General features: G+C 71.6%; 21 protein-coding genes and 5 pseudogenes. 12 read left to right on the forward strand and 14 right to left on the reverse strand.

Annotation, left to right across the window (positions count from 1 at the left end; genetic code table 11):
* Positions 1-46: 46 nt before the first annotated feature.
* Positions 47-616: an XRE family transcriptional regulator gene (locus V8690_RS29115; protein ID WP_338783087.1), complete on the reverse strand. Its 570-nt coding sequence runs from the start codon at positions 614-616 to the stop codon at positions 47-49.
* A gap of 124 nt (positions 617-740) precedes the next feature.
* On the opposite strand from V8690_RS29115, the gene V8690_RS29120 reads away from it, so the two are divergent.
* The 3 genes from V8690_RS29120 to V8690_RS29130 are packed head-to-tail and all read left to right on the forward strand — an operon-like array spanning position 741 to position 1,860.
* Positions 741-920 (forward strand): hypothetical protein, encoded by a 180-nt coding sequence (locus V8690_RS29120; RefSeq protein ID WP_338783088.1) that lies wholly within the window; start codon positions 741-743, stop codon positions 918-920.
* Between the two features lie 2 nt (positions 921-922).
* Positions 923-1,534 carry an AzlC family ABC transporter permease gene (locus V8690_RS29125; protein WP_338783089.1) on the forward strand — a complete coding sequence of 204 codons (612 nt, stop codon included), beginning with the start codon at positions 923-925 and terminating at the stop codon, positions 1,532-1,534.
* Complete coding sequence (locus V8690_RS29130; protein ID WP_338783090.1) at positions 1,531-1,860, forward strand: AzlD domain-containing protein; 330 nt, start codon at positions 1,531-1,533, stop codon at positions 1,858-1,860. Before V8690_RS29125 ends, V8690_RS29130 begins: the two co-directional genes overlap by 4 nt.
* Before the next feature lie 73 nt (positions 1,861-1,933).
* Here V8690_RS29130 and V8690_RS29135 read toward each other — a convergent pair.
* Together V8690_RS29135 and V8690_RS29140 are read right to left on the reverse strand one after the other, a co-directional pair.
* Positions 1,934-2,436: pseudogene (locus V8690_RS29135) on the reverse strand (Asp23/Gls24 family envelope stress response protein).
* 106 nt (positions 2,437-2,542) lie between these two features.
* Complete coding sequence (locus V8690_RS29140) at positions 2,543-3,139, reverse strand: TetR family transcriptional regulator C-terminal domain-containing protein (protein ID WP_338783091.1); 597 nt, start codon at positions 3,137-3,139, stop codon at positions 2,543-2,545.
* A 110-nt stretch (positions 3,140-3,249) separates the two neighbouring features.
* Between V8690_RS29140 and V8690_RS29145 the strand changes: the two genes are divergently transcribed.
* Positions 3,250-3,513: a hypothetical protein gene (locus tag V8690_RS29145; protein WP_338783092.1), complete on the forward strand. Its 264-nt coding sequence runs from the start codon at positions 3,250-3,252 to the stop codon at positions 3,511-3,513.
* A 330-nt stretch (positions 3,514-3,843) separates the two neighbouring features.
* On the opposite strand, the gene V8690_RS29150 is transcribed toward V8690_RS29145, so the two are convergent.
* Positions 3,844-4,455 carry a TetR/AcrR family transcriptional regulator gene (locus V8690_RS29150; RefSeq protein ID WP_338783093.1) on the reverse strand — a complete coding sequence of 204 codons (612 nt, stop codon included), beginning with the start codon at positions 4,453-4,455 and terminating at the stop codon, positions 3,844-3,846.
* Between the two features lie 109 nt (positions 4,456-4,564).
* Here V8690_RS29150 and V8690_RS29155 point away from each other — a divergent pair, with 109 nt between their 5' ends.
* The 3 genes from V8690_RS29155 to V8690_RS29165 all read left to right on the forward strand — a co-directional run bounded on the left by V8690_RS29155 (position 4,565) and on the right by V8690_RS29165 (position 7,093).
* Positions 4,565-5,515, forward strand: coding sequence for a beta-ketoacyl-ACP synthase III (locus V8690_RS29155; protein ID WP_338783094.1), 951 nt, complete (start codon positions 4,565-4,567; stop codon positions 5,513-5,515).
* A gap of 11 nt (positions 5,516-5,526) precedes the next feature.
* Complete coding sequence (locus V8690_RS29160) at positions 5,527-6,252, forward strand: lysophospholipid acyltransferase family protein (protein WP_338783095.1); 726 nt, start codon at positions 5,527-5,529, stop codon at positions 6,250-6,252.
* Positions 6,253-6,334: 82 nt separating this feature from the next.
* On the forward strand, positions 6,335-7,093 hold the full coding sequence (locus tag V8690_RS29165; RefSeq protein WP_338783096.1) for a hypothetical protein: 759 nt from the start codon (positions 6,335-6,337) through the stop codon (positions 7,091-7,093).
* A gap of 335 nt (positions 7,094-7,428) precedes the next feature.
* Here the strand turns inward: V8690_RS29165 and V8690_RS29170 are convergent.
* The 3 genes and pseudogenes from V8690_RS29170 to V8690_RS29180 form a co-directional block, all read right to left on the reverse strand.
* Positions 7,429-7,692 (reverse strand): annotated as a pseudogene (locus V8690_RS29170) (DNA-binding protein); the annotation flags it as partial.
* A 70-nt stretch (positions 7,693-7,762) separates the two neighbouring features.
* On the reverse strand, positions 7,763-8,557 hold the full coding sequence (locus V8690_RS29175) for a hypothetical protein (RefSeq protein ID WP_338783097.1): 795 nt from the start codon (positions 8,555-8,557) through the stop codon (positions 7,763-7,765).
* Positions 8,558-8,643: 86 nt separating this feature from the next.
* On the reverse strand, positions 8,644-10,416 hold the full coding sequence (locus V8690_RS29180; RefSeq protein WP_338783098.1) for a hypothetical protein: 1,773 nt from the start codon (positions 10,414-10,416) through the stop codon (positions 8,644-8,646).
* Positions 10,417-10,517: 101 nt separating this feature from the next.
* Here V8690_RS29180 and V8690_RS29185 point away from each other — a divergent pair.
* A pseudogene (locus tag V8690_RS29185) lies at positions 10,518-10,783 on the forward strand (glycosyltransferase); the annotation flags it as partial.
* Positions 10,784-10,814: 31 nt separating this feature from the next.
* Positions 10,815-11,110: pseudogene (locus V8690_RS29190) on the forward strand (IS5/IS1182 family transposase); the annotation flags it as partial.
* A gap of 2 nt (positions 11,111-11,112) precedes the next feature.
* On the opposite strand, the gene V8690_RS29195 reads toward V8690_RS29190, so the two are convergent.
* Both V8690_RS29195 and V8690_RS29200 read right to left on the reverse strand, forming a co-directional pair.
* Entirely contained in the window at positions 11,113-12,213 is a 1,101-nt protein-coding gene (locus tag V8690_RS29195; protein WP_338783099.1) for a M56 family metallopeptidase, read from the reverse strand.
* Positions 12,214-12,217: 4 nt separating this feature from the next.
* The gene (locus tag V8690_RS29200; protein WP_338783100.1) at positions 12,218-12,640 is read right to left on the reverse strand and encodes a BlaI/MecI/CopY family transcriptional regulator; all 423 of its coding nucleotides are present in this window, start codon (positions 12,638-12,640) and stop codon (positions 12,218-12,220) included.
* A gap of 555 nt (positions 12,641-13,195) precedes the next feature.
* On the opposite strand from V8690_RS29200, the pseudogene V8690_RS29205 reads away from it, so the two are divergent.
* From V8690_RS29205 to V8690_RS29215, 3 genes and pseudogenes are all read left to right on the forward strand, one after another.
* Positions 13,196-13,425, forward strand: a pseudogene (locus V8690_RS29205) (hypothetical protein); the annotation flags it as partial.
* Between the two features lie 80 nt (positions 13,426-13,505).
* Positions 13,506-13,643 carry a hypothetical protein gene (locus V8690_RS29210; protein WP_338783101.1) on the forward strand — a complete coding sequence of 46 codons (138 nt, stop codon included), beginning with the start codon at positions 13,506-13,508 and terminating at the stop codon, positions 13,641-13,643.
* Positions 13,644-13,839: 196 nt separating this feature from the next.
* Positions 13,840-14,682, forward strand: coding sequence for a hypothetical protein (locus V8690_RS29215; protein ID WP_338783102.1), 843 nt, complete (start codon positions 13,840-13,842; stop codon positions 14,680-14,682).
* Here V8690_RS29215 and V8690_RS29220 read toward each other — a convergent pair.
* The 5 genes from V8690_RS29220 to V8690_RS29240 are packed head-to-tail and all read right to left on the reverse strand — an operon-like array spanning position 14,663 to position 18,647.
* Positions 14,663-16,030, reverse strand: coding sequence for a HAMP domain-containing sensor histidine kinase (locus V8690_RS29220; RefSeq protein WP_338783103.1), 1,368 nt, complete (start codon positions 16,028-16,030; stop codon positions 14,663-14,665). The two genes, V8690_RS29215 and V8690_RS29220, sit on opposite strands and share 20 nt — an antisense overlap.
* Positions 16,027-16,689 (reverse strand): response regulator transcription factor, encoded by a 663-nt coding sequence (locus V8690_RS29225; RefSeq protein WP_338783104.1) that lies wholly within the window; start codon positions 16,687-16,689, stop codon positions 16,027-16,029. The genes V8690_RS29220 and V8690_RS29225 overlap by 4 nt, the downstream gene beginning before the upstream one ends.
* Positions 16,643-17,371, reverse strand: a complete 729-nt coding sequence (locus tag V8690_RS29230; RefSeq protein ID WP_338783105.1) for a phosphatase PAP2 family protein — start codon at positions 17,369-17,371, stop codon at positions 16,643-16,645. The genes V8690_RS29225 and V8690_RS29230 overlap by 47 nt, the downstream gene beginning before the upstream one ends.
* Positions 17,368-17,973: a phosphatase PAP2 family protein gene (locus V8690_RS29235; protein ID WP_338783106.1), complete on the reverse strand. Its 606-nt coding sequence runs from the start codon at positions 17,971-17,973 to the stop codon at positions 17,368-17,370. The genes V8690_RS29230 and V8690_RS29235 overlap by 4 nt, the downstream gene beginning before the upstream one ends.
* A complete protein-coding gene (locus V8690_RS29240) occupies positions 17,970-18,647 on the reverse strand; it encodes a DedA family protein (RefSeq protein ID WP_338783107.1) in 678 nt (225 codons plus the stop codon). Before V8690_RS29240 ends, V8690_RS29235 begins: the two co-directional genes overlap by 4 nt.
* Positions 18,648-18,689: the final 42 nt, after the last annotated feature.

Below are 18,689 nucleotides of genomic sequence, written 5' to 3' on the forward strand. Positions count from 1 at the left end.
GACGGCCGACCGGAAACGCTTGCAGGCGGCGGGAATCCGTGGACGCTCAGTGGTGCTCGGAGACGAGTACCGCGCGAGTTCCGGGCTCCAGTGCCTGAAAGACGTGCGGGACATCGGCCGGATAGCAGATGTAGTCGCCCGGGGAGAGTTCCACCGGCTCGTCGGCGATGCCCACCAGCGCCCGGCCCGCGCTGATCACGACGTGCTCGACGACTCCGGGCGGGTGCGGCGCCGAGGAGCGCTGCGGCCCGGGCTCGGCGGCGACGCTGTAGACGTCCCGTCGGGCTCCGGGCGGGGAGGCGGCGAGAAGCGTGGCCCGGTATTCGCTCTGCTCGGACCCGACGGCGGGCCCTTCTCCCGCCCGGATCACCTGCACCGGCGGCCGCGACACGGCCACAAGCCGCGAGAAGGGGATCTCCAGGGCCACGCAGAGCGCCCACAGCGTCTCCAGGCTCGGATTCCCGGTGCCCGACTCCAGCTGGGAGAGCGTGGACTTGGCGAGCCCGGCCCGGCGCGCGACCTCGGTGAGGGACAGCCCGGCCCGGACGCGTTCCGTCCGCAGTGAGGCGGCGATCGCGTCGATCGGTGGCTTGGGGGCGGGGCCGGCGTCGGACATGAGGTGTTTGCTCCAGCGGTCGCTTGTTCGTCTTGACGAACATCATAGCTGGTGTTCAGTATAAAAATCATGCGTTCGTTCTGGAGGACTCGGGCTGGCCGAACACCGGATGGTGGAGCACCAGATGGTGGAGCACCGGACGGTGGAGCACCAGATGGTGGAGCACCGGACGGTGGAGCACCAGATGGTGGAGCACCGGACGGTGGAGCACCAGATGGTCGAGTACCGGATGGCCGAGCACGCGATGGTCGAGCACCGGGTGGTCCGCTGCTCCGCGACATCGCGCTGGTCTGCCTGGCGGTAGGGGTGGTCGGCCTGTCGTACGGTGCCGTCGCGGTCACATCCGGGTTCGCCTGGTGGTTCCCGGTCGTGATGGGGGTGCTCGTCCTCGCCGCCTCGTCCGAGTTCCTGTTCGTCGGGATCATCGCCGCCGGGGGCAGCCCGATCGCCGCGCTGCTGGCCGGGCTGCTCGTCAACGCGCGCCATCTGCCGTTCGGCCTGGCGGTACCCGACGTCCTCGGGCGGGGCTGGCGCGCAGTGCTCGGCACGCATCTCATGAACGACGAGACGGTCGTCTTCGCCCTCGCCCAGGACGAGCCGGAGCGCAAGCGGGCCGCGTACTGGCTCTGCGGCCTGGGCATCCTGATCTGCTGGCCCGCAGGCGCCGCGCTGGGCGCACTGCTCGGCAGCGTCGTGCGGGACACCGATGCCCTCGGCCTGGACGCCATGTTCCCCGCGGTGATACTGGCGCTGATCCTGCCCGCGCTGAAGGACAGGCCCCTGCGGCGCACGGCACTGGCCGCCGCGGGCCTGGCCCTGACCGTCACCCCGTTCCTGCCGGCGGGCCTGCCGGTCCTGCTGGCCCTGGCCGCCCTGCCCCTGTTCGTCGTCGGGGCGAGGAAAGGGGCCGCGCGATGAGCGACGACGCTCCCATACCGCTGCCGGTGGCGATGCTCGCCCTGGCGGCCGGCACCTTCCTGCTCCGTCTCTCCGGACCAGCCCTGCGTGCCAGGTTCACTTTCCCGGAGCGCGCCGAAAAGCTGCTGGAGGTCTCGGCGGTCCTCCTGCTCGCCGCCCTGGCGGCCACGTCCGCCCTCACCGAGGACCACGCCTTCACCGGCCCCGCCCGACCGCTCGGGGTCCTGACCGGCGGAGTGCTCGCCTGGCGCAGGGCCCCGTTCCTCGTCGTCGTACTGGCGTCGGCGACCACGACGGCACTGCTGCGACTGGCGGGGGTTCCGTGACACCACCGGTGGCTCAAGAGCCGCCTGACGGACATGCCACGCTCATGCCCCCGCCCCGCCGGGTCCCGAGGCCTCAGGCCACGCGCCGCCCCTCCGGCTTGGATTCGCCCTCTTCTTCCTCCTCCTCGTCCGGCAGGTGGACATCGTCGACGGCGATGTTGACCTCGACGACCTCCAGCCCGGTCATCCGCTCCACCGCGTTGATGACGTTGGTCCGGATGTCCGCGGCGGTGTCGGCGATGGCGGCGCCGTACTCGACGACCACGTCGAGATCGACGGCGGCCTGACGCTCACCGACCTCCACCTTCACGCCCTGGGTGACCCCAGTGCCCCCGCCGGGCACGCGCTGGCGCACGGCCCCGAAGGCCCTGGTCATCCCTCCGCCGAGGTTGTGCACCTCCGGGATCTCCCGGGCCGCCATGCCCGCGATCTTCGCCACGACCACGTCCGCGATCGCGGTGCTTCCCCGTGCCTCCGGGGAGCGGTGCTGTCTCCCTTGCGACCCTGCGGGGCCGGGCCCCCGTCCTGCCTTTCCGTCCCGGTAGCGGTGTTTCTGCGCTGTGTGGTCTCCGTCATGACCGTCACCTCGATGATCGGTGCGGGGTATGAGCAGCGTCGTTCCTATCTACCGTAGAACAACGGTGCGTATGGGGCGAAAGTGCTGAAACCTCCCGGCGGACGCTCACCGCAACAGGCGGTCGACCTGGCGCTGGAGGACGGCCGACGCCGACTCCGGGGAGTGATGCCCCGCGAGGACGTGGACGGTGAGGCCGTCGGCCACGGCGAGGAGCGTGTGTGCCTCCTGGGCGGCGTCGAGGTGCTGCGGGATCTCCTGGGTGTCCTGGCCGTAGCGGATGATCCACACGATGAGGTCGTGGAGCTTGCCGTACGTCTCGAGCAGGACGGCGGCGAGCCTCTCGCTGGCGGGAGCATGACTGACGAAGGCCAGCCACACGCGCGCCTGGGTCCTCGACCCCTCGTCCAGCAGGGCGAGTTCGGCCAGCGTGTGCGACAGCAGGGTGGAGGCGGCCTGTGGGGTGGAGGTCGCGGCGATGCGCTGGTTGGCGCGCTCGCTGACGCGTTGTGAGATGTGCTCCAGCGCGAAGAGCAGCATGTCCTCCTTGCTGCGGAAGCATCGCTGCACGGCACCCATGGACACATCCGCCTCGGCGGCGACGTCCCGGAGGCTGACGGCCTCCATCCCGGAACGCGCGATCAGAGCGCACACCGCCTCCGCGATCCGCAGCCGCCGCTCCTCGTAGTCCACCTGCTTGGGCACGCGCCGCTCCTCGCTCGCTCTCCCGGTTCCGATGCACTTGCATCATATCCGCCGGCCCTGCACGATGTGATGCGACCGCATCGAAAAGAACCGCCGGAGGGGACCCCGCCATGCCAAAACAGCAGCTCAAGAATTCGGACACCCACTCAGGCCAGGGCCTGCTCTGGCTGTTCGGCGCCCTCCTGGTCATCCAGGGCTTCGGCTCCGCCATCACAGAGGCCGGCTGGAACACGAGCTTCGGCGTCGCAGGCCTCCTGCGGGCAGCCCACGTCCCCGAATGGGGCGCCCTCCTGGTCGGCTGCGCGGGCACGGCCTTGCTGGCGACGGCGGCACGCCGCCACTGCACGAAGAGCCGGGCTCGTCGACGTCCTTGAGCGGTCCGACGAGCGCCGCCGTCTGCCGCACGGATGACCTCGGTCCTCGAAGTAGCGGTTATGGCGGGTTGGGAATCACCGGTTACCGGATCGGAGGGAGAGTCACGGAGGAGATGTTCAGTGCGGCGCCGTGGAACGGTGCGTTCGGCACGGCGCCGTACCGGACTCGGCGGCCGCAGTCGAGATCGACGAGTCCTGGCGGCACCTCGAGACCGCGGGCATGCTGGGCGCCTGGGCGGTGCTCGGCCTGCTCGTGGCGCCGGTCGTGCTGCGGCGAAGGGCACACCGGGAGTCCGGCTCGGGCGCAGCGGCGCCAACGACCCGCCGGGTTCAGTGTCCCGGTCGGACGCCGAGGAGCCGGTGCAGTGCGCGGCGGGCGCGGTCGGGGGCGGAGTGGTCGTGCTGGAGCTGGAGGAAGTGGTTGAGGGCCAGCATGATGCCGGCCAGCTCGTAGACCAACTGGTCGGCGTCCGTGTCCGGTGGCAGGTCTCCGGCGGCGACCGCGGTCCGGACCTGGACGCGCAGGTCGCGCTGCCACACCGCGTTCATGCCGGCGACGGCATCGCGCACCGGCCCGCTCCGCCCGTCGAACTCCGCCGACGCCGCGGTGAAGAAGCAGCCGCCCGGCAGCACGTCCCGCTCCAGATACGACACCCACGCCTCGCACAGGGCGCGCAGACGCGGCAGCCCGGGCGGCGCCTCGCCCACGCGCTGCGGCACCTCCCGTGCGAACAACTCCGCCGCGGCGTCGACCACCGCGAGCTGGAGGCTCTCCTTCGTGCCGAAGTGGCCGAGCACGCCGGCCTTGCTCATCCCCAGCTCGGTCGCGAGTCGGCCGATCGTCAGCCCCTCCAGCCCTTCCACCGAGGCGATCGCCACACTGCGGTCGACGATGCGCTGCCGGGTGCGGCGCGCCTCGACGACGGAATTCCGGGGGCTCATGGGAGCCAATGTTAGTCGCACATCACCCTTTAGCTTCCGAACGATCGGTTGTTATATTGCCCCCGGCCTGCCGGACCTGCCGTGCAGCCTGACCGAGCGGAGAGCCCTCTTGCCTGGATCTCGTATTGCCGCCCTGGGCCACCACCAGCCGTCCCGCGTCCTGACCAACGCCGATCTGGAAAACCTCGTGGAGACGAGTGATTCCTGGATCCGGCAGCGCACCGGGATCGCCACCCGCCGGATCGCGGAGGAGGCGGAGTCCGTCATCGATCTGGCCGCCGCGGCAGCTGCCAAGGCCCTCGCCGCCTCCGGCCTGGAGCCGTCCGAGATCGGCCTGGTCACCGTCGCGACCTGCTCGGCCATCGACCGTTGCCCTTCCATCGCCGCCCAGGTCGCCGCCCGCCTCGGCGTGCCGTCCGCGGTCTGCTTCGACCTCAACAACGGCTGCGCCGGCTTCTGCACCGCCCTCGCCTGCGCGGATCACTCGGTACGGGCCGGGGCCGCCCGGCACGCTCTCGTCATCGGCGCCGAGAAGATGTCCGACGTCACGGACTGGACCGACCGCGGCACCTGCGTCCTGCTGGGCGACGGTGCCGGCGCCGCCGTGATCAGCGAGACGGAACGGGAGGGCGCCGGGATAGGACCGGTCACCTGGGGCTCCGATCCGACGCGGGGGCATGCGGTGCGGCTGGTGGACTCCTGGCGGCCGCGATTCGCCCAGGAGGGACAGGCCGTCTTCCGCTGGGTTACCGGCGAACTGCCCGCCGTGGCCCGGGAAGCGTGCCACCGGGCCGGGATCGCCACCGCCGACCTCGCCGGCGTGGTCACCCACCAGGCGAACCTGCGCATCATCGAGTCGCTCACCCGGCAGGTCGGGCTGCGGGACGACGTCGTGATCGCCCGGGACGTCGTCGACTCCGGCAACACCTCCGCCGCATCCGTCCCCCTCGCGCTGTCCAAGCTGGTCGAACGCGGCGAACTGCCCTCCGGCGCCCCCGTGCTGCTCTTCGCGTTCGGCGGCGGCCTCTCCTGGGCCGGCCAAGTCGTCACCTGCCCATGAGGGGACGGCCGATGCTCTACTCCCTCACCCGGCTTCTGCTCGCCCCGCTGGTACGGATGGTCTACCGGCCCGTTGTCCGCGGCCGGAGCAATGTCCCACGGCGTGGTCCGGTCATCTTCGCCAGCAACCACCTGTCGTTCGTCGACAGCATCGTCATCGCGCTCCTGGCACCCCGCCCGGTCCACTTCCTGGCCAAGGACACGTACTTCACCGGCCCGGGTCTCCAAGGCACCCTCACGCGCTGCTTCTTCGCCGCCTTCGGCAGCGTTCCCGTCGACCGCAGCGGCCACCGCAGTGCGCAGGCGGCGTTGGGGGCAGCCGAACGGATTCTGGCCGGCGGCCATGCCTTCGGCATCTATCCGGAGGGAACACGCTCACTGGACGGCCGGCTCTACCGCGGACGGACCGGCGTCGCCTGGCTGGCCCTGGCGACCGGCGCTCCCGTCGTGCCGGTGGCGCTGACCGGCACCGACCGACTCCAGCCCGTCGGCCGGCGACTGCCCCGCTACCACCGCATCACCCTGGAGTTCGGCAGTCCGCTGCACTACGCCGCACTCCATGAAGGCGTACGCCCTGCCCATGCCCGTCGGGCCGTCACCGACGAGATCATCAGGGCGATCGGCGAGCTCTCCGGGCAGGAGCGTTGCCAGACCTACGCGACGGTGCCGACCGAACGCACCGCCTCGGTGTGTTCCTTGACGAAGGAGGACTGGTCGTCGATGCCCGCCGCCGACTGAATGAGTACCCGTACTCATGCCTGAGCGCGCCCCCCGGTCCACCGTGGAGTTCACCGACCCGGACCGACCGAAGGAACCTCCGATGGTGAATGCCTCCCGTCCACGCCGCCTCCCGCGCCTGCGGCGGCTCCTGACGCTCGCCACGGACAACTGGCTCGCCCGGGGCTATCTGGCTGTCGTCGCCGCCTCCGTCCTGGTCATGCTCGTCTTCCCGGACAGCGGCTTCGCCCCGAGCCCCCTGATGCTCACCGCACCCCTCTCCTTCCTGAGCGTGATCTTCCCCTTCGGTCCCGGCACCGGGGGTGGCGGGCCGGTCGAGGTGCTCGCCATCGGCTTCTGGGCCGTATGGCTCCTCCTGTGCGCCCTGGTGAACGCCGCCGTCCTCGGTGCCGTCGCAGCGAGGCCCGCGACCGCCGTATCGCCCGGCGCCGGTGAGCCTCTCCCGCGTATCCCGGACCCGTCCGAGAAGGAGGGGACGGACACGGCGCGTTCCGAGCGCCCCCGCCTGCAAAGAACTCGGGCCCTGCTGGCGCCCGCGGTGGACAACTGGCTCGCGCGGGGGTATCTCGCCGTGGTCGCGGCTGCCTTGGGGTTCTTCCTGTGTGCCGCATTCGTGATGCAGGACCCGGGGTTCGCCGGGATCTGGCCGCTCATGGCCACGGCGCCGCTCAGCATCCTCGCCATCGCGGTGGCGGTACCCGCCGAGTGGGCCTCCTCACTCTCCTGGCTGAGCCCGTTGGTCTTCTCCGCGGGTGCGGCCCTGTCCGGGCTGTGCAACGCCGTGCTGCTCGGCCTGCTCGCACGCAGGCTTCGGACGCGGGAACAGCGCCCGGTCACCTGAAGGAGGCGCCGGACCAGCCGGCCGGACCGCTGAGCGTGGGCGGAGGCCACACGGAAGCAGATGCTCGCCGACGGCCGGCCAAGCCGGGCGCGCACGTTCCGCTCGTGGGCGCAGGAGCACGCGGCCGAACACAGAAACCCTGACCCGTATGCCGACAGGTCAGGGTCTTGATCCGAAGTGCCCCCGCCAGGATTCGGACCTGCGCACACGGCTCCGGAGGACGAACCATTCCCAGTCGTTCCCGCAGGTCAGAGCGTTCTCTGATGTCGCGTCGGCACTGCGGCCCCGTGCATGCCTCGCGATGGTGAAATGTGCGGTTTATCTGAATTTGAGCGTCAGGCCTTGATGACGGTGGCGTGCGCTCCGCACAGGGCCCTGAGATCTTCCGGGTCCGAGGTGAGCACGGTGACTAACCCCGGGGCTGCGAGGGCGGTCGCGCTGAGCATGACGTCGACGGCGTGCTTGTGGCCGTGCAGGCCGGTATCGGTGAGCAGGGCGGCGGCGTGGCGCGCGAGTGCGTCGGTGACCGGCTCCACGATGAGGCGGGACAGTGTCCACTCCAGGGCCGGGCGGTTGATGCGCGGGTGGACGCCGTCGACAGAGGTGAGCGCCGGGTCAGACCTGATCGCGGTGACCGGTCCGGCGCACAGCGCTGCCTCGGCACAGCGGTCAGGGCCGTGCCACGTCCTTGTGGGTCGCGGCCAGGTAGCCGACGAGGCCGAGGATCGCGACCGTCCAGCACAGTGTGACGGGCCCCAGGCCCAGCCCGAGGCCGCCGCGTCCGGTGGAGACCGCCATCCAGTCGGCGAAGGAGGCGCCGAGCGGCCGGGTCACCACGTAGGCGGACCAGAAGGCGGCGATGGCGCTGAGCCCCAGCCGCCGGTGGGCGACGACCGGGACGGCGATCACCACGGCGAACATGACGCCCGAACCGAGGTATCCCAGACCGGCGTTATTCGCGGTCAGGTCGCCCGCAGCCGTGCCGAGGGCGAAGGTCGCCAGCACGGTGGCCCAGTAGAACACCTCCCGGCGGCGCGTGCGGATGCTGTGGATGGACAGCGTCCGCTCGGCGGCGTACCAGACCCCGAACACGGCCGCGAGCGCGGCCAGGAACACCGGCGTGGACACGGTGTACGGGACGCCGAGGCCGACGTGGAGCACGTCGGCGGCCATCGTCCCGAAAACGCTGACCATGACGATGGCTGTCCAGTAGATCCACGCCACGTACTGGCGTGCGGAGAACTGGAGCGCGAGCGCGGCAGCCAGGGCGACGCCGCCGAGGGTCACGGCGGGTATCGGGCCGAGCAGGTGGGCGAGGTAGTCGGAGGCTGTCTCTCCCATTCCGGTGGTCAGGACTTTGATGACCCAGAACCAGGCGGTGACTTCGGGGACCTTGCTTGCCATCCGGCGGAGGGACGAGGGGAGTTGGGGCTGTCGCGGCTGCTGGAGCTGAGTCGTTGTCATGGGAGGGGACGATGGCATAACGGCATCATTTACCCAAGATGTCTTTACTGTTCCCTTTATGCCACTCGCACGGTGCTTGCCCTTGGTCATGCGCCGTGGCTCGTTGTCGGCAGCGGGACGGGTGTGGTGGTGATGGTCATCGGCGTGCCGGAGACGGCGATCAGGTAGAGGTGGGGGTTCTTGCTGCCGGGCAGGGCGTGGAAGCCGCCGGGGGCCCTGAGGGTGTAGCGGGCGTGGGCGTGCGGGGTGAGGACGGACGGGCCGGAACTGGCGGTCCACCAGCCGGACGCTCCTTGGCCGGTGCGGGTGGCGAAGTGCGGGGCGATGGTGGTGCCGGTGGTGTTGACGGCCTCTACGGTGAGGCGGCTGATCCCCGGCCGGGACCGGTCGGCCACGGCCACCCGGTCGATGGTCAGGTGCAGTGGCGGTGGGCTGGCGGCGGCGATGCCGGTGCACAGGACGGCCGGGGCGAGCAGTCCGGCCGCCAGGGCGGTCTTGGCCCTGCGGCTGTTGATCCGGGGCAGCCGGGGCTGCCAGGCGGTGGCGAGCGCCGAGGCGGGCACGGTGGCGGCGGCCGCCATCCACAGCGGCGTCATCATCAGGTAGTAGCCGTCCTGGGAGCGGGTGGCGAGGTAGAAGGCGCACCAGGGCAGCACGGTGACGGCGGGGCCGAGGCGGCGGACGAACAGCACGGTCGCGGCGAGCAGTCCGAGAAGGAGCAGGATGCCGGCGTAGGAGTAGTAGTCCAGCTGGCTGCTGCCGTCGGTGAAGTAGTAAGAGATGCCCATGGCGCCCTGCCCGTGCAGGATCGCCTTCTGTGTGAGCGGCAGCAGACTGCCGGACAGCCAGGCGCCCGGTGTCTGCGCGATGAAATACGTGTTGACCAGCAGCCACGCCATGGCGGCGGTGCCGGAGTACCGGGCGGCCACGGCCAGGGCCCGGCGGTTCCCGAGTTCACCTCGCCGTACGGCGTACACGCCCACGATCAGGAACGGCAGCAGGAACCAGGCGAGTTGCTGGGCGGCGCAGGCCAGCCCCAGGCACACCGCGCGCAGCACCCCGGCACGGCCCAGCCGTCCGCCCGCGCCGGTACGGTGCCAGCGGACGACGACCGGGACCAGCAGGGCGAGCGCCGTGATGGCCGGGTAGCCGTCGCGGGCGTAGGACGGCAGGAAGCCGAAGCCCAGGCACACGGCCGTGACCGACGGCCGCCACGGCGCCGGGACCAGCAGCCACAGCGTGACCGAACCGGCGATCAGTGCCCCGGTCGTCACCAGCGTCGCCGCGGCCGTCGAGTGCAGGACGGCGTGAACGGGAGCGGCTAGCAGCGCCGTCAGTGGCGGATAGCCGTACGTGTAGTCGGCCCCGCCCGACATCGTCTTGGTGATGCCGACGCGCGGTGTGCCGAACAGCCAGGGCCAGGGCTGACCGTAGACCGGGTGCCCGTGCAGGATCTCGCTCGCGGCCTGGGCCGTCAGCACGCCCTCGTCGGTGCCCGCGTGGTTCAGCCAGAACCCGCACACGACGAGCGTGACCGCCAGGGCGAGTACGCCCAGGTCCACCCGGGCCAGCGTCCTTCGGCGCCGCACGGCGAGGGCGAGGACCCCGGCGGCGAGGATGCCGGCGTAACAGACGGAGATGACGGCGGCGACGGGCGGCGCGGAGGCCATCGCGGTGGTCCAGGCGGACCGGGTGCCTATGAACAGGCTGATCGTGGCCGTCAGTGTCAGGCCGCGGTGCCACTGCGGCGGTGCGGCGTCCGGCAGGCGGCGAGCGGTCGGCGCGGTCGGCGGTTCCGGCGGCGCCAGTGGCAGCACCGGTGAGCTGCCGCCCGAGCCGGCGCGCGGATGGTCGTCCATGCGGCTTTCCCCTTCTGGTGGAACCCGGCGATTACCTACTACATCTCGTAGAGGAGAGATCGCCGACGGCGGTTCCACCCGACGGAAAGGGCACAGTCCATATGAGCAAGGACACCGGTGAGGCCCGCATCCTGGTCGTCGTCCCCACGTACAACGAGGTGGCAACATCGCCACCGTGGCGAGCGGGCCGCGCTCGGCCGTCCCCGACGCACACGTGCTGATCGCCGACGGCAACAGCCCGGACAACACCGGCAAGATCGCCGACGAGATGGCCGAGGGGGACGACCCCGTCCACGTCCTGCACCGTCCGGGCGGGCAAGGGCTGGGCGCCGCCCACCTGGCGGGCTTCCGCTGGGGCATGGAGCGCATTGCCGCGGTTCGGCTGCTCCTGCCAGGCGATCGCTGACACGACCTGCTCGGCGATCACCATCCGCAACCGCCGTGACGAGTGGATCGGCCTCGGCCTCTTCGTCCGGTTCAAGCAGATCGCACTGGAGTCCTATGACCGGATCGTCGGGCTCGTGCTCGACCAGATCGCCGTCGACGGGGCCATCGCCAAGGCCCCCGGCGGCGGCGAGGTCGCTGGCCGCTCATCGGTCGACCGCGGCAAACAGGGCCTGAAACGCTCGGGCATGACGGATGGTTACGGAATCCCGCTCGCAGGGTCCTTGCCGGAGCGAACCGCCACGACTCGGGTCAGTCCTGCTCGGCGGGGCGGCTGTCGGCTGTCTGGCCGGCGTGTGGCACAGATGGCTGCTGCCCAGGCAGGGTGTGGCGCCCCTGCTCGCGTGCTTCGAGCCGGTCACGGTCGCAGCGGACGCCGGGCCCGTGTCCGAGCGGCAGATGGTCGGCTGACGCCGCCTCGGTCCGCGGGGCGTTCGTCGTCGCACAGGCCGCACGCTGGGCGCTGTCGAGCAGTTGCTCGCTGTCGGAGGCGGCGTTGGCCAGGCTCGCGCAGCAGAGTGCGAGCAGGAGTCCGCCCGCGACGAAGGGCAGTGCCCGGTGCCGGGGCGGCGGTGCGAGCAGGGCCCGTACCCGCTGCGGCACCTCGCCGCCGGTCGCCGCCAGCGCGGCGCCGCGGGACGAGTCGGCGGCGGAGGCGAGGGCGGCCCGGGCCACTGCGCGCGCGACCACCGTACGGTCGCCGACACGTGCCGCGGCATCCTCGTCGGCCCAGCGCTCCAGAACGAATCCCCCCGCGCGCGCCAGTGGGCGCAGCAGGGGGCTCACGGCTGCCGCGAGCCGCCAGACGGTCTGGAAGACGTGGTGCCCGCCATGCAGGTGGGCCCTCTCGTGGGCCAGGAGGGCCTCACGTTCGCCATCGGCCAGGCAGCGCAGCATGCCCCGGGACACCACGATCCGCCCCGGCGCGCCGGGCAGCGCGAAGGCAAGCGGCGACTCGTCGTCTATGACGGCCAGTTCCGTCTCGCCGGGCAGCCGCGCGCACTCCCGCCGGGACCGGACGACGTGGCGGGCCTGGCGCACTGCGGCGACACCCAGGGCCGCGCAAGCGGTGACCAGGACGAAGGCGCTGCCCACCGCGACGACTAGGTGCACCGGGTCCTCGGCGCGCAGGGCCGACACCGACCACCGGCCCTCCTCGGCGACCTCGGGAATCTGTGCGAAGGCGGTGAACGCCAGCAGGGCCAGCGACCCCAGCCAGCCGACCGCCGTCACCAGCGCGGTGCAGGCCAGGGCCCAGGCGGCCGGGCGCGGTGCCAGCCGTCGCGCCGGCCGGGGCGCGAGCGCCGCCAGCAGGGCGGTGACCAGGAAGGGAACGTACACGTCGATCCGCACCGGCTCACGGCCCCTCGGCCGCACGGTCATCATGCGCGTGCCCGGCCAGCAGCCGGTGCAGCACCTGTTCGTCCTGCTCGGACAGTTCCGAGACGAACCGGGCCAGCACCGCCTCCCGGTCGGAGCCGTGCTCCAGCAGCGTGCGCATCTGCCCGGCGGTGTGGGACGCCTCGTCCCGGGCCGGTTCGTAGGCATAACCGCGCCCCTCGCGGTGCCGGACGAGCATGCCCTTGTCATACAGCCGCGACAGGATGGTCAGCACGGTCGTGTACGCCAGGCCCCCCGGCAGCCGCTCCATGACCTGCCTCGCCGTCAGCGGAGCGTCGGCCGCCCAGAGCGCCGCGAGCACGCTGTTCTCCAACTCCCCGCGCCCTCGCCTCCCGGATGACTCCCTGGATTCGTCGTGCTTCCCGTCGCGCACCGTCATGCCCTTCCTCGGTTCCGCCTCTCAGGCTACCGCCGAGCTACTACCGCATGTAGGAAGTATGCGAGTCGGGGCGAGCGATCTACTACAAGATGTAGAATTGCATTTGCTCCAGCCACGCGAGCAGGAAGCATGCCCAAGTCGCACCTCGGCAGTACGGCGCACAGGGATGCGGCAGCGGCGATCGCCGTCCCGCCCCTCGACGAGGGAAGGAGCAGCGCCTTCGGGCCGCGTCGCGGTCGCGGTGGTTGACCTGCGTTTTCGGCCCTGCGACGCGCGGCAGCGGCCCGACGCACGGGTCGGGTTCGGGTACCAACGCGTCGCTCGGCAGCGGCAGGTCACCGCCACGACCGCGAGCGCGCGCAGAACGGCCGGCCGCTTCCCTCTACAACCGTTCGCCGAAGACCCGCAGTTCGGCCAGGCGAGCCTCGGGGCGGCGCAGAGCAGAGGCCCGGCCGTGCAGAGGCCGGTGACGGTCCCGGTACGCGCGGCCGCAGCCGCGACGGCGTACCGGCTGCCTCCAGGCGGAGGTATGCAGTGGTCGGCTGGGGCGGTGTGATGGTGGCCAAGACCTTGAACGTCCCGTTCGTCGGCGCGGAACGCCACGGCCCGCCCCCACGTGCCCGCACAGCGCGGTGGCTCGCGGGCCAGGGGTGGCCGACCCGGGTCGCCGGTGCCTTCACCCTCGCCCAACTCGTCCTCGTCCGCCCCGCATGGGTCTCGGCTGGGATGAGACGGTGTACGTCGGCCAGGTCGGCTCCCAGGCTCCGGCGGCGTTCTTCAGCGCGCTCCCCTCCGCATCTCCCCGCAGGATTAGCAGTCCGGCCCCCTGCCGGGCCGCTGTCGTCACGTGGGTGGCGACGGTGACGTGAGCGGCGAGGGTCGCGAAACCGGTGAGCGTCTGCGCGACGGGGGCCACCTGCTCGGCCCAGCCCAGGTGCAGCAGGCCGCGAGAACTACGGAACCGGTCAGCGCGGTGTGGGCCGCTGTCGTCAACCGCTGGTGATCACGGTGACCGGCGGTGGCCGGTGGCGGGAGAAGAACGTGCATGTCCGCCAGGCAACCCGCGTCTGATAAGGCCCGTACCGCTCGCCGGATGAAGCTCCGGTGAAGGGGCCCTGTGACCCGCCCGGCGCCCGGAACGCGGCAGTCAGGACGGCAGTCAGGATGCGTTCAGGCAGCCGATGGAACGGTCGGGCCTCATGAGCTACGAGACATCCGAGACCTCGGAGATTCCCACGGCCGACACCACCACCTCGGCCCCCGCGAGTCAGCGGCTGCGCTGGAACAAGGTGCCCGAAGTCACCGTGTACTTCTGGGTGATCAAGGTGCTGTGCACAACGGTCGGCGAGACCGCGGCCGACATGCTGAACGAGAAGCTGGGCCTGGGCCTGACCGGTGTGTCGCTGCTGATGAGCGTGCTGCTGGCGGCGGTGCTGGTCTGGCAGTTCCGTACGACCGCCTACCGCGCCGGCGTGTACTGGCTGGCCGTGGCCCTGATCAGCGTCGTCGGCACCCTGATCAGCGACAACCTCACCGACAACCTCGGCGTCCCCCTGGAGTTGAGTACGACGGTGTTCGCGATCGCCCTCGCGGTCGTGTTCGTCGTCTGGTACCGCCGTGAGCGGACGCTGTCCATTCACAGCATCGACACCCTGAGCCGTGAGTCCTTCTACTGGCTCGCGGTGCTGTTCACCTTCGCGCTCGGTACCGCGGCCGGTGACCTGGTCGCCGAGCGCATGTCGCTCGGCTACTGGGTGTCGGCCCTCCTGTTCGCCCTCGCGATCGCCGCGGTCGGCGTGGTGCACTTCGCGATGGGCTTCGACGCCGTGTGGAGCTTCTGGATCGCGTACGTTCTCACCCGGCCGCTGGGCGCCTCGGTGGGCGACTACCTCTCCCAGCCGACCGCCGATGGCGGCCTCGGCCTGGGCACGGTGGTCACCAGCGTGCTGTTCCTGTCGGTCATCCTCGGCCTCGTGGTGTTCCTGACGGTGACGCGGAAGGACGTCACCGGTCGGGACCGGGTCACCCTGCCGGCAGGCTGACCACGAACCGCGCTCCGTGGGCGTGCCGTTCGTCGTAGGTGACCTCCCCGCCGGCGGAGCGGGCCAGGCGTCGCGCGAGCGGCAGCCCCAGGCCCGCTCCGCCGTGCCCGTCGCCGGGCTCGGCACGCCGGCCCGGCTGGAAGAGCTGTCCGGCGAACGAATGCGGTACGCCCGGGCCGTCGTCGGTGACATCGATGCGTATGCCGTCCGGCTGCCGGCTCGCCACGAGGGTGACGTGTGAGCGCGCGTACCGCAGAGCGTTGTCGAGGAGGGGACTGACGATGCGTTCGAGGAGCGCGGGCGGAACGCCGGCTTCCAGACCCGGGTGCGTGACGTCGACGACCACCTTCACGTGTCCGGGGATCTCGAGACGTTCGGTGAGCAGGCGCAGCACGGGCATGACGCCGGCGGTGCCGGGCGCGGTGGACGCACTGTCGCGAGCGTCGTCCAGCAGCGTGTCGCAGATCGTGCGCATGGACTGGGCGGCGTCGGCGATGGCCGCGTGGGTGGCCCGGGTGTCGGCTTCGGAGCGGGGCCGGGCCTGCCACCAGTCGAGTTCGGCGATGATTCGGCTGAGCGGGGTGCGCAGTTCGTGGGACAGCTCTCCGGTGAGCTGCTGCTCGTGGCGCAGCACCGCGCGGATGCGGTCCAGGAGTGCATCCAAGGACACACCGAGGCGGGCGAGTTCGGTGGGCTGTTCGGCGGCGCCGAAGCGCTCGGTGGAGGCGACGGCGCTCCATTGGGTGGCCTGGTCGGTCATGGTGCGGACGGGGCGCAGGGCGCGGCCGACCGCCAGCCGCGTCAGCACGTAGGTGCAGGCGAGTACGACGGCGTCGAGGGTGAGGGACGCGAAAAGCAGGGTGGCGGCCGAACTACGGTAGGGGGAAAGGTTCAGGGCGGTGACGACGGCCGCGGTGCCGCCTATGGCCTGGGAGCACAGCCGAACGGGACCCGCAGAGCGTCCAAGGGTGGTGCAGTGCTGCCCACCGTGCGCGGCGAGCCGGGCGGCGGCGCGGGTGAGGGGACCGGCGACCGGGGCGGAGGGCGGCCGTTCGAGCAGGCGCGGGCCCGCGTAGATCCACACGTTCGTGTCGAGGAGTTCGTCGTTCGACGTCTCCAGGACACGTACTCCCGCTCGCCCGGTGTCGACCGTGGTGGCGACAGCGGCGGCCCGGGTGCGCAGTGCCTCGTCCGCCTGACGCTGGAGATGCTGGCGGACCACGGTGTTGAACACGACGGTGAGGATCACCATCAGGAAGGCGGCGGTGGTGAGGGCCACCAGGGACAGTCGGCCGCGCAGCGTGCGGGGCACCAGAGGCCACACCAGGCGGGAGAGGCATCCGCTCATGACAGGCGGTGGCCGATGCCGCGGGCCGTGGTGACGGTCAGCGCACTGCCGCTGTCGCGCAGCTTGCGGCGCAGCCGGGTCAGGTACTGGTCGAGCGTGTTGTCGCTGACGTGCGCGCCCTCGGGCCAGCCCGCTCTGACCAGCTCGCGCCGGCGCACGATGCCCCCGGACGCGGCCATGAGCGCGGCCAGCAGGCGGAACTCCGTCGGAGTCAGGTCCGCCCTGGCGCCGCGTACGGTGAGACAGTGCCGGACGGCGTCCAGGACCAGGTCTCCGGCCGCGGCGGTCGGACGAGGGCCGGCGCGTCTGACGGCGGCCCGCAGCCGGGCGGCGAGTTCGGCCAGGTGGAAGGGCTTGGGCAGGTAGTCGTCGCCGCCTGCGGAGAACCCGCTGAGCCGGTCGGTGATCCGGTGATGGGCGGTCAGGAAGACGACCGGCGCCAGAAATCCGTTCGCCCTCATCGCCTGGCAGACGTCCCGCCCGTCCGCGTCGGGCAGGCCGACGTCGAGTACGGCCGCGGTGATGTCAGTGGTGGCCAGACGCAGGGCGGTCGCACCGTCCGGCGCGGGCAGGGTGTCGAAGTCCTCGTCGCGCAGACCGCGCAGCAGGACGTCACGCAGGGCGTGATCGTCCTCGACGACCAGGATTTTGGGGCGCATGCTCCTGCACCTCCTCCGGTGTGTCTCTTGTAGCGGCGATGAGCTGCTCGGGCGCCCACCTGGCCGTGGTGGCGAGGCACAGTCCCAGCCAGCCGACGCCGAACAGCCAGCCGCCGAGGACGTCGGTGAACCAGTGCACCCGGAGGTAGACGCGGGTCAGTCCCACCAGCGCGCCCCAGCAGCAGGTGGCAAGGGCGAGCAGGGTTCTGCCGCGCGGGCCGCGCACGAGCACCGCGACGACGAGCAGTCCGGCGGTGAGGGCGGCGGTGGTCGCGTGGCCGGAGGGGAACGACCATCCCGAGGCGTGCGTCGCCCATTCCGCGCGGGGCGGCCGGGGTCGGGCAATCACCTGCATCACGCCGTACCGGGCCGCCTGCCCGGTCCCGAGGCAGGCGACGCAGAGGGCGACGGCGAGCCGACGGCTGCGCACCGTACGGGCGGCGACGAGTCCTGCCAGCACGGCCAGCATGTAAGGGACCACACCCGTGCCCATGGCGGTGAGCCCCCGGGCCAGGGCCACCGCGATGACCGGGCGGTGCGTGAGAGGCCAGGAATGGAAGGCCTCGTCCATGAACAGCATGGTGCCGTCGCCGCCGACCACGACCATGGCCAGGAGCCCGAACGCCGTCAGGGCGCCCAGCCCGGTGCAGCCGGCCAGGTCGGCGACATCCCTGCGGTTCACGGCGCCACCAGCAGCGTCCGCAACCTTGTCGCGGTCAGCCGCCGCGCCAGTGCGTCGGGGCGGCGGCGCACCGCCGGCATCAGCAGCAGCGCGACGAGAGCCCCGACCGCGAGGCCGGCCACGACGTCGTGGGGGTAGTGCGCGCCGACCCAGACCCGGGAGGCGGCCATCGCGCAGGCGGCCACCACGGCGACCGTACCGAGCCGGCGGGAGACGAAGAGCAGCGCGACGGCGGCCGCGGCGGCGATGGCCGCGTGATTGCTGGGGAACGACCAGTCACCCGGCGCCGGACACGCCTCCAGCGTCACCACCCGCAGGCTCTGGCAGGGGCGGTCCTCGCGCACTACCAGTTTCAGCGCGTCGTTCACCGCGTACGCCACCACGACGGTCACCGGCGCGGCCAGCGCAACCAGCGCCGCAGACGCGTCGACACGTCGAGCCCGCCACCAGCCCACGACCATGAGTACGGCGAACACCGCGAGTCCGTACGTCGACCAGACGGACACGAGGCTGTCCAGCCAGGCGGGGGAGCGGCGGGCGAGGTCCACCACGTCGGTGTAGGCGGAGCCGTCGACCGAGGCCCCGTCGAAGGCGAGCATCATCCGCGTGCCTCCTTCGCCTTCGCCCGACGGGAGCGGTACACCTCGGCGGCGAGGGGGACCAGCGACAGGGCGACGATCACCGCGACCATCGGGAGCAGGTAGCGGTCCACGTCCGGGACGGCCGAACCGAGGGCGTATCCGGCGAGGACGAGGCCCAGGCTCCACAGGAGGCCGCCGGCCGCCTGCCACACGGTGAACGTCCGTATCGGCACCCGCAAGGCGCCCGCCAGGGGATTGAGCACCGTGCGCACCACCGGCACGAACCGGGCCAGCACGATCGCCTTCGCGTGCCCGTACCGCTCCAGCAACTCCTGCGCCCGCCGGGCCCCTTCGTGCAGGCGGGCCGAGCGGCTCCGGGCGAGGAGCGCTCCGCCCGCCCTCCGCCCGATCAGATAGCCGCACTGGGAGCCGGCCAGCGCCCCAGCGGCGGCGACGAGCAGCAGCGGCACCAGGGACAGTCGCAGGCCACCGGGGGCTGTCCCCGTGCACAGCAGACCCGCCGTGAACAGCAGGGAGTCCCCGGGCAGGAAGAAGCCGATCAACAGCCCTGTCTCGGCGAACAGCACCACGCCGACCCCCAGCACGCCGAAGGCGGACAGCAGCGACTGGGCGCTGAGGATGTTTACCGCCAACTGCGATGCCGCGGGAGCGGCCGTGGTCGCGAGCCCCGTCATACGCGAGCCCTCTCATACTGGACGGACGGGAGCACGCGGAGA

It is taken from the genome of Streptomyces sp. DG1A-41, assembly GCF_037055355.1.
Taxonomy (GTDB): domain Bacteria; phylum Actinomycetota; class Actinomycetes; order Streptomycetales; family Streptomycetaceae; genus Streptomyces.